The organism is Luteibacter jiangsuensis, from assembly GCF_011742555.1.
Classification (GTDB): Bacteria; Pseudomonadota; Gammaproteobacteria; order Xanthomonadales; family Rhodanobacteraceae; genus Luteibacter; species Luteibacter jiangsuensis.
The window spans coordinates 79,373-93,207 of the sequence record NZ_JAAQQR010000007.1 but is presented as its reverse complement, the minus strand read 5'-3'; the positions used below and the strand labels follow the sequence as shown (position 1 = coordinate 93,207).

Sequence of the window (13,835 nt, the reverse complement as noted above, 5' to 3'; positions counted from 1 at the left end):
GGGTCAGGAAAGGTGCTCGTAGGCGGGAAGGGTGAGGAAGTCGCGAAGTTCGTCGGCGTGGGTCAGCGCGGCGATGAGCGCGGCGGCTTCGTCGGCGCGGCGCGCTCCCGGATGCCCGCTCTCGCGCAAGCGGTGGCAATGCGCGGCGAGGGCCTGGTCGAACAGGGCGAAATTCACGTCCGCGTGGTCGCTGAATTCCAGCGGGCCGTGGTGCAGCCACTGCCATAGCTGCGCGCGCGCGATCTCGGCCGTGGCCGCGTCTTCCATCAGATGGTGGATCGGCACGCAACCGAGGCCGTCGAGCCATGCGGCGGTGTAGCGGAGGCACACCTCGACGTTGTTGTCGAACCCCTGCCGCGTGATCGTGCCGATTGCCGGCGCTATCAACGCGTCGCGCGAAACCTCGACATCGTCGCGCGACACATGCAGTTGGTTGGACGTCGGCATGTGCTGGTCGAAGACCGCCTGCGCCACGGGTACCAGGGCCGGATGCGCCACCCAGGTGCCATCGTGGCCCGCGGTGACTTCGCGCAGCTTGTCGGCGCGCACCTTGGCCATGGCCGCGGCATTCGCTTCCTCGTCGCCCTTGATGGGGATCTGCGCCGCCATGCCACCCATGGCGAACGCACCACGGCGGTGGCAGGTGCGGATCAGGAGTTCCGAGTAGGCCTTCAGGAAGGGCACATTCATCGTCACCTGGCCGCGCTCCGGGAGCAGACGGTCGCGATGCGCGCGGAACGTCTTGAGGTAGGAGAAGATGTAATCCCAGCGGCCGCAGTTCAGGCCCACGGCGCGGTCGCGCAACGCGTGCAGGATCTCGTGCATCTGGAACACGGCGGGCAATGTTTCGATCAGCACCGTGGCCTTCATCGTGCCGTTCGGCAGACCAAGCACCGACTCGGCATGCGACAACACGTCGTTCCAGAGCGCCGCTTCCTCCATGGACTGGAGCTTCGGCAGGTAGAAGTACGGCCCGCGATCCCGTGCATGCAGCGCGGTGGCGTTGTGGAAAGCGAACAGGCCGAAATCGACGAGCGCGCCGGATACCACCTCGCCGTCGACGGTCACGTGGCGCTCTGGCAGGTGCCACCCGCGCGGGCGAACGACAAGTACGGCGGGGTTGGCGCCAACGCGGTACACCTTTCCTTCGCCGCTCGTGAATTCGATGCTGCCATCCACTGCATCGCGCAGATTGCGCTGGCCGTCGATCTGGTTGGCCCAGGTCGGGGCGCTGGAATCCTCGAAGTCGGCCATGAACACCTTCGCGCCCGAGTTCAGCGCGTTGATGATCATCTTGCGTTCGACCGGGCCCGTGATCTCCACGCGGCGGTCTTGCAGCGCGGCGGGAATGGGGGCGACGACCCAGTCGCCTTCGCGGATGGCGGCGGTGTCGGCGCGGAAGTCGGGCAGCTCGCCGGCGTCGTAGCGCTGCTGGCGCGTCGCTCGTTCCGCAAGCAGGTCGCGGCGGCGCGAGTCGAAGCGGCGGTGCAGACCGGCGACGAAGGAAAGCGCGCCGGGTGTCAGGATGTCCCGGTAGGCCTCGCTGTCTGCGTGGAGGCGGAGGCCGGACATCGGGTCGAGCGCACTTTGGGGAACGGCCATGAAACGTGCTCCGGTACGGGTGTGGCATCCACGCTAGGCCCGGAGCTATGCTTTTGACAAAGCATATGTTTCAAAGAAATCCATTAATCACGTTAATAGTGAATATAATCCATTGAATTAACGGAGCTATTGTGCCCCCGCGAAAGCTGAATCGAGCCTCTAAAGAGACCAGAACACCCCGCCGCGGTACCTCGGCGGAGGACGGCGGGCGGTTTTACTACAAGGGCAATCGGCTGAAACAGCTTCGCGCCTTCGTCTACGTGACCCGCCTCGGCACGTTGAGCCGGGCAGCGGAAGCGCTGTTCTTGTCTCAGCCGTCGGTGAGCCTGCAGCTGAAGGCACTGGAGCGGGAACTGGGGGCGCCCTTGCTCGAGCGGACGCGACGCCGCATCACGCTCACCGACGCGGGCGAAGCGCTCTACGAGATCGCGCGGCCCCTGGTGGAGGGCTTCGAAAACCTCGACCGCGAGTTCCACGCGAAGACGCGAGGACGGCAGGACGGCAAGCTCACGGTGGCCGCGGGTTCCTCGACGATCCAATACCTGTTGCCGGACCTGGTGAAGGCTTATCGCGAGCGTTACCCGTCGGTGCACCTGCAACTGGCGAATGTCACCGGGAAAGACGGGCTGGCGCTCCTGCGTGCCGATGAAGCCGACATCGCCATCGGCTCGATGCTCGACGTGCCGCAGGACATCGCGTGGGCCCCCGTCTACCACTACGACCCGATGCTGATCATGCCGCCCGACCACCCGTTGGCGGCCAAGGACGACATCCACCTCGAAGACCTCTCCCCCTACGGTCTCATCCTGCCGCCGGAGCGCCTCACCACGTTCCGCCTTGTCGACATGGTGTTCCAGCAGCGGCACGTGCCGTATACCGTAGCCATCGAGGTCGGCGGATGGGACGTCATCAAGCAGTACGTGGCGATGGGCCTCGGTATCTCCATCGTCACCGGCATCTGCATCACGGAAGCGGACAAGCAACGGCTCGTCGTGCGCAACCTGCGTCGCTACTTTCCGCAACGCAGTTACGGCGTCGTCATGCGCAAGGGCAAGTTCCTCAGCCCCGAGGCGCGCGCGTTCATCGACCTCATCCGCCCTGGGCTGCTGACGCATCGCGATTACGACGAGCCGGGGCATTCAGAACGGTGATCAGGCCTGGACGTCCAGCAACCGTCCATTGAGGTATTCGACCAGTTGCCATATTCCCCTGGCTGCATCGATCCCCGCCTGATAACTGCGGATTGCCACGGGGTATTCAGCGAGATCGCCGCTGTTGAGCGTTGCCGTTGCCTCATCGATCCAGTTGGCGAGATTCATGGGGCCGGGGTGGTCGAGGTGATAGAGCCCGAGTTCCCCGCCAGCATCCGCAGAAATGTAGCCCTCCCAATACAACGTGCCGGCCAGATACCTTAGATCTTCGGGAGAAATGGAATTCAGATCCAAATTCAGCAACCGGTTTCGAATGCTCTCCGGCAGGTCATCTGCGACCTGGTCAGGTCGTCCGTTCTCGATGGGGTTGTCCCGGAATCCGTACTCGTTCGAACGTTCCTTACCCAGTTGCCTGCCAGCCGTCAGGATGCCCGGAGACCTCATGCCGATAGCATATTCCATGCGTTCCCTCGCTTTTTCGTCAGATCAGTGAGGAGAACTATCCCGATACGGATGTACGTACGCAGTAAGCGAGTATCGCTGCGAAAGGTTGCTCCGCCCTGCACGGAGTAGGTCTTTCTCGACCGGCCGCGAGACGTTTGGTGCGCGAAATATGCCGGGAGAGCTACAGTTCAACTGTGCCCGTTCGCTACTTTTCTTCGGCGCCATGTGGCGCGCGAACGGAAGTTTTCATGAAAGGCTTGACGCTAATCCTCGCGGCCACCGCGCTTCTTTCAGTCACCGCGGTGTCGCACGCGCAGTACTCGTGGAGTAAGCCGACTCGGTCTCATGGGAATCGCGGTCGATGCATTGGTCACCTGCCGCAAGCGATCTCGGAGGGATGGCTTGCTTCGGGCGAGTACAGAGTGGTCCATGCCTGGAGCACAACATGTCATAGCGCATTTACCGCTTCAGCATCCGGGGTAACCATTTACGTTCAACGAATGACGGGCGAAAAATGGATCAATCTGGCGGTCGGAATCTCAGCCAACATCCAGGACCTCGGCCCGGGTACTTACAGAATTGTTGCTTACAACAACGGACCGTTGCGAACCAAATTCAAGGTTCGCCACCATCAAGGCCTCGGTTAACCGCGCGAACACGTCGGCGCATCGTGGCGCTTACGTTCAAGCACCACGATGCTTGCCGCGATACCCCTCAAACATGGCGCGGATGCGCGCCATGTCGGCGTCGGGGTCGTCGCTGGCGGTCACGAGCGGGCCTACCGTGAAGGTCTTCGTCGGGTAGTCGATGAAGATCGGCTGGATCGGAATGCCGGAGGCGCGCGCGATGCGCAGGAATCCGGACTTCCACTGCTTCACGGGTTTGCGCGTGCCTTCGGGCGTGATGCCCAGCCACATCTTTTCGTGGCTCGCGAAGCGGGCCACCATCTGGTCGACCACGTTGGTGGCCGCCGAGCGGTCGATGGGGATCATGCCGAGCCGGCGGACGATCGGCCCGAAGGGGCCGTTGAGCACTTCGCGCTTGATCATCACACCGAGATCGAGCCCCAGGGCGGATTTCATCAGCAGCCCCCACACGCCGTCCCAATAGGACGAGTGGGGCGCGCCGATCAGGATGAGCTTTGGCAGGTTCGGGAGCTCGCCGACGACACGCCAGCCGCTGAGGCCGATGGCCCAGCGGCAGAACCTCTTCCACCACGAGTCCGGCAACGATGGCGCCTGCGGGGGGAGCGGAGGCGGTGCGGTGCTCACTCCCGGCTCCAGTCGCGCGAGCGCGTCTTCTTCGTCTGCGAGCGTTGGGCCTTGCCAGCCAGGCGGCGCTCCTTCGACGCGCGCGTGGGCTTCGTCGCCACGCGCTTCCTGGCCACCACGGTGCCTTCGCGCAGCACGTCGGCGAGGCGTTCGCGGGCGTCTTCCCGGTTGCGCGCCTGGTCACGGAAGCGCCGGGCCTGGATGACGAGCACGCCGGCATCGGTCATGCGGCGGTCGCGGCGTGCGAGCAGCCGCGCGCGTACATCCTCGGGTAGCGAAGGCGATCCGGCAACGTCGAAACGCAATTCCACGGCGCTTTCCGTGCGGTTCACGTGCTGCCCGCCCGGTCCGTCGGCACGCGTGAAGCGTTCGACCAGTTCGGTGTCGGGAATGGCGATGGAGCGGGTCACGATGAGCATATCGGGACCGATTCTAGCAGCGTCGTTCCTCCGGACTGTCCAACGAAAAAGGGCGCGGCTCGCGCCGCGCCCTTTCCGGTCGACCTGGAACGGTCTTACTTCTTCTTGATTTCGAAGGCCTCGTTGCCCACGGCCTGACCGTTGAGCGAGATGGTGACCTTGTACTTGCCTTCCGGCCACTCGTTCGGATTCTGGATCTTGAACGTGGTGACTGCCGGGCCGTCGGTGCTGATGGACTGGCTGATGTCGCTCACCGTCGTGGTGGTCTCGCCGTCCTGGTAGGTCCACTTGGCGTTCAACGTGGCGCCGGCCGTGGTGCCTTCGGTGGCCACCGAAGCGTAGATCGTCTTCTCGCTCGGGGAGAAGGTGGTCTTTTCCTTCGACACCTTCTTGTCGCTACCGACAGCGCTGCCCAGCGTGACGGAGCCGACCTTCAGCGTGTCGGCGGCGGCAGCGGGAGCCGCCGGGGCGGTAGCCGGCTGCGTGGCAGGTGCGGGCGCGGCGGGCGTGGCGGCGGCCGCGGCGGTACCGGCCGCTGCCGGAGTCGTGGCGGCGGGGGCAGCGGCAGGGGCGGCCGGCGCCGTGGAGGCGGCGGCGGGCGCGTTGTTCTGCTGCTCTTCCTTCTTGCCGCAGGCGGTGAGGACCAGCAGACCGGCCACGGTGGCCGTGCAGAGAGCGGACGAGCGGAAGGAAAGCTTCATGTTCTGGATTCCGGGATGGCTTGTCGGGTTCTAACGAGGCGTTGGAGGGGCAACCCCCTCGGCCGCCGCAGGGTACAGGCTACACAACTAAAGGCAAGACCAATGAAGAGCGCATGAACACTGCGTTCATCATTGCCGCGCTCCGCGCGGGTTTCCGGGGACGGAGGCCGGATCGGTGCTGCGGAACGGATTGATGTCCAGGCCGCCGCGGCGCGTATAGCGTGCGTACACCGACAGCGCCTCGGGGGCGCAACGAGCGCTCACGTCCATGAAAATGCGTTCGACGCACTGTTCGTGAAATTCGCTGTGCTCGCGGAACGAGACGAGGTAGCGCAAGAGCCCTTCGCGGTCCATCGGACGGCCCGTGTAGGCGATCTGCACGCTGCCCCAGTCCGGCTGGCCCGTGACCGGGCAATTGGAACGTAGCAGGTGGGATATCAGCACTTCGCGCACATGGCCTTCGTGCGCGCCGAGGAAGTCGGGCCTGGGCGGGCCGTAGCTGTCGATGTCGAGTTCCAGCGCGTCGAGGAGGACGCCCTCCGGTTCGGCGAGCACGGTGCCTTCCAACTCCCCGGGGGAGCGGAGCGTCACGGCGACCGGGCCGCCGGCGGCGGCTGAGAGGTCGCGAACCAGCGTGTCGCGCACGATCTCGGCACGGGCGATGCGTTCTTGCGCAAATCCGTTCAGGTAGAGCTTGAAGGACTTCGATTCGACGATGTTCGGCGTGCTCGCCGGAAACCGGAATTCCGCCACGGCCACCACGGGTTTGCCGCGTGCGTCGAGCCACGACAGCTCGTAACCGTTCCAGATGTCGACGCCGTGGAACGGGAGGGCGGCGCCGGAGACACCGATCTCGTCCCGCTTGCCCTGGCGCGGAATGGGAAAGAGCAGCCCCGCGTCGTAGCGGTCGGCATAGACGGTGGACTTGCCCAGCGGCGAATGTTCGGGGGACGACATGGCGGTTTGCTGCTGCGAACAAACCGCCATTATAAGGCCTTACGCCGACAAGGACTTACGCATTGAGCGAGCCCATCATGTTCGCGGCGTACCGATCGCCGGCGGCGGCATCCGGTGGGAACACGGCGTCGATGTCGGCCACCTCGGCGGCACTGAGCTTCACGTCGACCGCGCCGGCGTTTTCCTCCAGGTATTTCACCCGCTTCGTACCTGGGATCGGCACGATGTCGTCGCCCTTGGCAATGACCCAGGCGAGGGCCAGCTGTCCGGGCGTGCAACCCTTGTCGGCGGCGAACTTCTTCACCTTGTCGACGATGGCGAGGTTCTTCGCGAAATTCTCGCCGGTGAAGCGCGGATTCACGCGACGGTAATCGTCTTCGGCGAAGTCCTCGGGTTTCGTGATGGCGCCAGTGAGGAAGCCGCGGCCCAGGGGGCTGTACGCCACCAGCGCCACGCCGTTCTCCCGACAGGCCGCGAGCGTGCCCGTGGTTTCCGGATCGCGGGTCCACAGCGAGTATTCGCTTTGCAACGCGGTGATCGGATGGACGCGCGCCGCCTTGCGAATCGATGCCGCGGACGCCTCGGAAAGGCCAAGGTGGCGCACCTTGCCTTCCTCGACAAGGCGGGCCATCGCGCCAACGGTTTCTTCGATCGGAACCGTGCGATCCACGCGGTGCTGGTAGTAGAGGTCGATGTAGTCGGTCTTCAGGCGGCGGAGACTGCCCTCGACGGACTCGCGCACGTATTCCGGCCGGCCGCTGATGCCGCGCTTCATCGGATCGTTGGGGTCGCGCACGATGCCGAACTTCGTCGCGAGGAACACCTTGTCCCGCCGGCCCTGCAAGGTGCGGCCCAGCAGTTCCTCGTTCGTATGCGGTCCGTAAGCGTCGGAGGTATCCCAGAAGGTGATGCCGAGCTCCAGCGCGCGTTCGAGAGTGGCGACCGATTCCTTCTCGTCGCCGGCGCCGTAGAACTCGCTCATGCCCATGCAGCCGAGGCCCAGGATGGAAACCTCGGGGCCATGTTTGCCGAGTTTGCGGGTGATCATGCGTGTCTCCTTGCGAGGCCGGTGGCGAGGGCGGCCACAGCAGGGGCGGGCTCAGGCCTGCGGGGCGGAATCCACCGGCGTCGGCTTCAGGTCGTTGTCCAGGGCGATCATCGTGAAGGTGCCGCGCGTGCAGAGCTCGCGGGCACCGGTCAGGAGTTCCTCGGTGAACATGGCGACGTCGACCTTCATCGACGTGCGCCCCACCGAAACCACCGTGGCCACCAGCTCTACCATCTGCCCCTTCCGAACCGGGACGTGGAAGTCCACCTGCTCGGAGCGGGCCGTGACCACCACCTTGCGCGAATAGCGCGAGGCGGCGAGGAAGGCCGCTTTGTCCATCCATGCCAGCGCCTGGCCGCCGAAGAGCGTACCGAGGTGGTTGGTGTGATCGGGAAAGACGATCTCGAGGACACGAGCCTCGGTCGGGCGGGCGATGGGGAGCATGGCGGCGTTGTCGGTCATGATGGCAGGCATTCTACCCCTCCCCGGGCGCCACGGGGGCTCAGAACGCCTGGTCGAAGGCCACCTCTCCCTGCACGCCCACCTGGTACGAGGACACGCGGCGTTCGAAGAAGTTGGTGAGTTCCTGCACGTCCTGCAGGTCCATGAAGTCGAACGGGTTCTTCGCACCGTACTTCTTCGGCATGTCCAGTTGCACCAGGCGCTGGTCGGCGCAGTACTCCAAGTACTGGCGCATGTCGGCCACGGAGAGGCCGGCGACACCGCCGGACAGCACGTCCTGGGCGAACTGCGTCTCGCAGGCGATGGCGTCTTCCAGCATGGCCTCCACCTGAATGCGCATGTCGTCGTCGAACAGGTCGGGCTCCTGCTCGCGCACGGTGCGCACTACCTCGAACGCGAACGCCATGTGGCCCGACTCGTCGCGGAATACCCAGTTGGTGCCCGAGGCAAGGCCATGCAGCAGTCCGCGGGACCGGAGGTAATACACATAGGCGAACGCGGCGAAGAAGAACAATCCCTCGATGCAGGCGGCGAAGCAGATCAGGTTGAGCAGGAACTGGCGGCGATGCTCGCGCGTTTCCAGGCGGTTGAGGTTCTGGATTGAGTCGATCCACTTGAAGCAGAACTCGCCCTTCTGGCGGATCGAAGGAATGCTCTCGATAGCGGCGAACGCCTTGTTCCGCTCGGCAGGCTCGGGGATATAAGTGTCCAGCAGGGTGAGATAGAACTGCACGTGCAGCGCTTCCTCGTACAGCTGGCGCGACAGGAACATGCGCGCCTCCGGCGAATTCACGTGCTGGTACAGGTTCAGCACCAGGTTGTTCGACACGATGGTGTCGCCGGTAGCGAAGAACGCCACGAGCCGATGGATCAGGTGGCGGTCCGCGTCGGACATCTTCGCTTTGAGGTCGGTCACGTCCAGCGAGAAATCCACCTCTTCCACCGTCCACGTATTGCGAATGGCGGCGCGGTACATCTCGTAGAACTGCGGGTACTTCATCGGCCGCAGGGTGAGTTCGAAGCCCGGGTCGAGAATGTGGGTGTCGCGGGTGACGGGGGAAACAGACATCGTATTACCTCTGGAAATCGGTGCAGGTCGATTACTGGCAGGCTTCGCAGTACTCGGGGTTCTCGAGCGAGCAGAACACGGCCGCCTCTGCCTGTTCCTGCGTACCTGCAACCGGTGCAGCGGGTGCCGGTGCCGCGGCCGACGAACTCACCGTGGTCTTCGCGATGCGCGTGGCCGGGCGCGAGCGCAGGTAGTACGTGGTCTTGATGCCGGCCTTCCAGGCGTACATGTACATCGAAGAAAGCTGCCCGATGTTCGGGTTTTCCATGAACAGGTTGAGCGACTGGCTCTGGTCGATGTAGGCACCGCGGGCCGCGGCGAGATCGATCAGCGCTTTCTGCGGCAGCTCCCAGGTGGTGCGATACACACTGCGCAGTTCGGCGGGGATGGCCGAGATGCCCTGTACCGAACCCTCGGCCAGCTTGATCTGGTCGCGAATTTCCGACGTCCACAGGCCCAGCGTCTTCAGTTCCTCCACGAGGTAGCGGTTCACCACCAGGAAGTCGCCCGACAGCGTTTCGCGCTTGAACAGGTTGGACACCTGCGGCTCGATGCACTCGTAGCAGCCGGCGATGGAAGCGATGGTGGCCGTGGGTGCGATGGCGATCAGCAGCGAATTGCGCAGGCCCTTGGCCTTGATCTTCTCGCGCAGTTGCGCCCAGCGCGCGTCCTTGCCGGCGGGGGTTGCAGCAGGCCAGTAGTCGAACTGGAGTTCGCCGTTCGCCGCACGGCTTTCGTCGAAACCGGGATGGGCCCCGTCACGCTCCGCGATCTCGTTGGACATCGACAGCGCATGGAAGTAGATCTCTTCCGCGATGCGCGTGGACAGGGTGCGCGCCTCGTCGGAGTCGAAAGGGAGGCGCAGCTTGAAGAACACGTCCTGCAGGCCCATGACGCCAAGACCTACGGGGCGCCACTTCATGTTCGCCGTCTTCGCCGTCGCGATGGGATAGAAGTTCAGGTCGATCACGCGGTTGAGCTGGCGCACCGCGGTGCGCACGGTCGCGGCGAGCTTGTCGTAGTCGAACTGTCCATCCACCACGTGCCGGGCGAGGTTGATCGAACCGAGATTGCACACCGCCGTCTCGTTCTCGTTGGTCACCTCGAGGATCTCGGTGCACAGGTTCGACAGGTGGATCACGTTCTTCGGCAGCGCCGTCTGGTTGCTGGTGGCATTTGAACGGTCCTTGAAGGTCATCCAGCCGTTGCCGGTCTGGGCCAGCGAACGCAGCATGCGTGCGTAGAGTTCGCGGGCCTTGATCGTCTTCGCGGCCAGACCGTCGGCCTCCGCTTTCTCGTAGGCGGCATCGAACGCGGGGCCCCACGTGTCCACGAAGTGCGGCACGATCTTCGGATCGAACAGCGACCAGTCGCCGTCCGCTTCCACTCGGCGCATGAACAGGTCGGGCACCCAGTTCGCGAGGTTCAGGTTATGCGTGCGGCGCGCGTCGTCGCCGGTGTTTTCGCGCAGTTCGAGGAATTCCTCGATGTCGGCGTGCCAGGACTCGAGGTACACGCAGGCAGCGCCCTTGCGCTTGCCGCCCTGGTTCACGGCGGCCACGGAAGCGTCCAGCGTCTTCAGCCACGGCACCAGGCCGTTGGAGTGCCCGTTGGTGCCCTTGATCAGGGAGCCACGCGAGCGGATGCGCGAATACGCGAGGCCGATACCACCGGCGAACTTCGACAGTTGCGCCACGTCGCCGTACTTCGCATAGATCGATTCCAGGGCATCCTGCGGGGAATCCAGCAGGAAGCACGACGACAGCTGCTCGTGCGCCGTGCCGGCGTTGAACAGCGTCGGCGAGCTGGCCAGATACTCCAGCGAAGAGAGCATGCGGTACAGCTCCAGCGTCTCGGCCACGTCGTTCCCGCCGAGCGCGCAGGCGATGCGCATGAAGAAGTATTGCGGCGTCTCGATCACGAAACGCTTCGTCGGGTGGCGGAGAAGGTAGCGGTCGTACACCGTGCGCAGCCCGAAGTACTCGAAGCGGCGCGATGCGGTCAGGTCGATCGCGTCATTGAGCTTGCGCGCGTTCACCTGCACGAAGTCGCGCAGTCGGTCGTTGAGGATACCCAACTCGAATCCGGTGGCGATCGACTGCGAGAAGGAGTGGATGTCCTGTCCCGACACTTCCTTGTCGATGAAGGCCGCGAGCAGGCGAGCAGCGAGCTGGCCGTACTCCGGCTCTTCGGCGGTCAGCGCGGCCGCGGTGCGGATGGACAGCTGGTCCAGTTCCTGCGTGGTGGCGCCGTCGTAGAGCCCCCCGATCGTTTTGAGCGCCACGCGCATCGGATCGACCGCGTACAGGCCATCGGCGCTGCGCGTCACCGCGCGCACGATCTTGTTCACGTCGACGATCTCGTGCCCGCCATTGCGCTTGGTCACGCGCATCTGGCCCGGATTGTGGGGTGGCGTGAGGGCGAAGGCCGGCGGCGGGTCGTTACGGTAGCCGGCGGCGGGGGGTGTCCCGTTCGTCGCGACGGCGGTAGGGGTGGAGACGGCGTCGGCCGTCGCGGTGCGCTCGTGCGCTGCGGAATCCATCGTGGTCATGAGTGGCGTGCCCCGGGGCCAGGTTCAAACTCCCGTTCCCTCGGACGGGGCTCGAAGCGACGGCAACACGGGACGGGCCGGGACGGAGCGCGCAGGACGGCTCCGGTCCGCGACGTGCCTCCCCGCGGAAGCCGTCACTGCAATCGCTGCCGATAAGGCACCGATTGCTGGCAGGTCTTCGGACTCGTGGACGGGGCCCGAAGGCCTTGCCTACCCGTCGCTTCCCAGCCGCGGAGGGCCAGTGCATTGAACGGGGTCGTTTCCACTTACCGCTGCGGGGCAGTTCCGGATTTTCACCGGATTCCCTATTAAGTCCGACGGGCAGTCGCGCCTCTCCGGACACCAGCGCGACACACGATATAGGTCCCAGGAGGTGTGGTCAACGCCATATGTAGTGATTGGCGCAAGTGACTGATCGACCGTGAACTACGGCGTGGAGGTTTCGTGAAGATCGTCTACACAAAGTGCTCGCTGCTCCGAAGATAGAATCCGTGCCCCACCGGATACCATCCTTGAGGCCGATGCTGCCACCTTCCAACGAGCCATCCGCCACGAAGGGCGACGTCACCGTCGAATTCGCCGCGGGGTTAACCCAGGACCAGCTGCGCCAGGCGCAGAAGATGGACGCCATCGGCAAGCTCACCGGCGGCGTGGCCCACGACTTCAACAACCTGCTCCAGGTCATCAGCGGCAACCTCCAGTTGCTCGCTGCCGACGTGGCCGGGAATCCGCGTGCCGAGCGGCGCCTCGCCAATGCCATGGCCGGCGTGACCCGTGGCTCTAAGCTCGCCGCCCAGTTGCTGGCCTTTGGGCGCCGGCAGCCCCTGGCGCCCAAGGTGGTGAACATCGGCCGCTTCGTGCGCGAGATGGACGACCTGCTTCGCCGCACGCTCGGTGAAGAGATCGAAGTGGAAACCGTCATCGCGGGCGGCTTGTGGAACACGCTTGTGGACATCAGCAATGTCGAAAACGCGCTGCTGAACCTCGCCATCAATGCCCGCGATGCGATGGAAGGCCGGGGCAGGCTGACCATCGAGGCCGGCAACGCCCTGCTCGATTCGAACTACGCTTCGGCGCACGGCGACCTCCGGCCGGGCCAGTACGTGATGATCGCGGTCACCGATACCGGAACGGGCATCCCGCCCGAGATCATCGACCAGGTGTTCGAGCCGTTCTTCACGACGAAGCCGGAAGGGCAGGGCACGGGCCTGGGCCTTTCCATGGTCTATGGTTTCGTGAAGCAGTCGGGCGGCCATGTGAAGATCTACAGCGAGCCTGGACATGGCACGACGGTGAAGCTCTACCTGCCGCGGTCGACGCAGAGCGAGGACCGGATCGTGGACATCGAGAACGAAGACCTCCGTGGCGGCGACGAGACCGTGCTGGTGGTGGAAGACGACGACGCCGTGCGCGATACCGTGGTGAGCATGCTCAGCGACCTCGGCTACCGGGTGCTGAAGGCGCGCGATGCAGCCAGCGCGCTGTCGATCATCGAGAGCGGCATCGCCATCGATGTGCTGTTCACCGATGTGGTGATGCCCGGCTCGCTGCGGAGCCCGGAACTGGCACGCAAGGCCGTGGAAAGGCAGCCGGGCATCGCCGTGCTCTTCACCTCCGGCTATACCGAGAACGCCATCGTGCACGGCGGTCGCTTGGACGAGGGTGTCGAACTTCTGAGCAAGCCGTATACGCGCGACCAGCTCGCTCGCCGCATTCGCCATGTGCTTGCGGAGAAAGAACGGAAAGCCGCCAACGTCATGGCCGCGATTCCGGGGCCGCCGGCAGCGCGCCCGCTGCGTGTGCTGGTGGTGGAAGACGACACGCTGATCCGCATGTCGATCAGCGAGATGCTGGAAAGCCGGGGCCATGTGGCCTTCGAAGCCGCGGACGGCAAGGAGGCCCTGCGCCTGCATGAAGCGCAGGAGATCGATGTACTCCTTGCCGACGTAGGCCTGCCGGGCATGAACGGTGTCGAAGTGGCTGCAAAGTTGCGGGAAGCACAGCCCGCTCTGCCCGTGCTTTACGCCACTGGCGATCACACCGCGAACGGTGTGCAGCGCGACGAACGCACGGAGGTCATCGTGAAGCCGTACGGCGTCGCCGACCTGATGGACGCGATAGGGCGGATCGCCGGTCGTTGAAGACCGGCGATAGCGCGGC

General features: G+C 64.7%; 13 protein-coding genes and 1 riboswitch. Of the genes, 3 read left to right on the top strand and 10 right to left on the bottom strand.

The annotated features are described in order from the left end of the window. Positions 1-3: 3 nt before the first annotated feature. The gene (gene aceB, locus HBF26_RS15125; protein WP_167128266.1) at positions 4-1,602 is read right to left on the bottom strand and encodes a malate synthase A; all 1,599 of its coding nucleotides are present in this window, start codon (positions 1,600-1,602) and stop codon (positions 4-6) included. Positions 1,603-1,733: 131 nt separating this feature from the next. Here aceB and HBF26_RS15120 point away from each other — a divergent pair, with 131 nt between their 5' ends. After that, positions 1,734-2,753, top strand: a complete 1,020-nt coding sequence (locus HBF26_RS15120) for a LysR family transcriptional regulator (protein WP_425483004.1) — start codon at positions 1,734-1,736, stop codon at positions 2,751-2,753. On the opposite strand, the gene HBF26_RS15115 is transcribed toward HBF26_RS15120, so the two are convergent. Next, positions 2,754-3,215 carry a hypothetical protein gene (locus tag HBF26_RS15115; protein WP_167128263.1) on the bottom strand — a complete coding sequence of 154 codons (462 nt, stop codon included), beginning with the start codon at positions 3,213-3,215 and terminating at the stop codon, positions 2,754-2,756. Positions 3,216-3,445: 230 nt separating this feature from the next. Here HBF26_RS15115 and HBF26_RS15110 point away from each other — a divergent pair, with 230 nt between their 5' ends. Further along, entirely contained in the window at positions 3,446-3,844 is a 399-nt protein-coding gene (locus tag HBF26_RS15110) for a hypothetical protein (RefSeq protein WP_167128260.1), read from the top strand. A 36-nt stretch (positions 3,845-3,880) separates the two neighbouring features. Here the strand turns inward: HBF26_RS15110 and HBF26_RS15105 are convergent, their stop codons facing one another. The 8 genes from HBF26_RS15105 to HBF26_RS15070 all read right to left on the bottom strand — a co-directional run bounded on the left by HBF26_RS15105 (position 3,881) and on the right by HBF26_RS15070 (position 11,675). Next, positions 3,881-4,468, bottom strand: a complete 588-nt coding sequence (locus tag HBF26_RS15105; protein WP_167128257.1) for a 1-acyl-sn-glycerol-3-phosphate acyltransferase — start codon at positions 4,466-4,468, stop codon at positions 3,881-3,883. Then, positions 4,465-4,887: an alternative ribosome rescue aminoacyl-tRNA hydrolase ArfB gene (arfB, locus tag HBF26_RS15100; RefSeq protein ID WP_167128254.1), complete on the bottom strand. Its 423-nt coding sequence runs from the start codon at positions 4,885-4,887 to the stop codon at positions 4,465-4,467. Before arfB ends, HBF26_RS15105 begins: the two co-directional genes overlap by 4 nt. 95 nt (positions 4,888-4,982) lie before the next feature. Then, a complete protein-coding gene (locus HBF26_RS15095; RefSeq protein WP_167128251.1) occupies positions 4,983-5,588 on the bottom strand; it encodes a hypothetical protein in 606 nt (201 codons plus the stop codon). A 129-nt stretch (positions 5,589-5,717) separates the two neighbouring features. Next, positions 5,718-6,545 (bottom strand): NADPH-dependent 7-cyano-7-deazaguanine reductase QueF, encoded by an 828-nt coding sequence (gene queF, locus HBF26_RS15090; RefSeq protein ID WP_167128247.1) that lies wholly within the window; start codon positions 6,543-6,545, stop codon positions 5,718-5,720. A 55-nt stretch (positions 6,546-6,600) separates the two neighbouring features. Further along, positions 6,601-7,593 (bottom strand): aldo/keto reductase, encoded by a 993-nt coding sequence (locus HBF26_RS15085; RefSeq protein WP_167128244.1) that lies wholly within the window; start codon positions 7,591-7,593, stop codon positions 6,601-6,603. Positions 7,594-7,644: 51 nt separating this feature from the next. After that, positions 7,645-8,037: an acyl-CoA thioesterase gene (locus HBF26_RS15080; protein WP_167128454.1), complete on the bottom strand. Its 393-nt coding sequence runs from the start codon at positions 8,035-8,037 to the stop codon at positions 7,645-7,647. A 58-nt stretch (positions 8,038-8,095) separates the two neighbouring features. Next, entirely contained in the window at positions 8,096-9,124 is a 1,029-nt protein-coding gene (locus HBF26_RS15075) for a ribonucleotide-diphosphate reductase subunit beta (RefSeq protein ID WP_167128241.1), read from the bottom strand. Between the two features lie 31 nt (positions 9,125-9,155). After that, complete coding sequence (locus HBF26_RS15070) at positions 9,156-11,675, bottom strand: ribonucleoside-diphosphate reductase subunit alpha (RefSeq protein ID WP_167128238.1); 2,520 nt, start codon at positions 11,673-11,675, stop codon at positions 9,156-9,158. Positions 11,676-11,827: 152 nt separating this feature from the next. Continuing rightward, positions 11,828-12,037, bottom strand: a riboswitch (cobalamin riboswitch). 159 nt (positions 12,038-12,196) lie between these two features. Between HBF26_RS15070 and HBF26_RS15065 the strand changes: the two genes are divergently transcribed. Further along, complete coding sequence (locus HBF26_RS15065) at positions 12,197-13,816, top strand: response regulator (RefSeq protein WP_167128235.1); 1,620 nt, start codon at positions 12,197-12,199, stop codon at positions 13,814-13,816. Positions 13,817-13,835 lie beyond the last annotated feature (19 nt).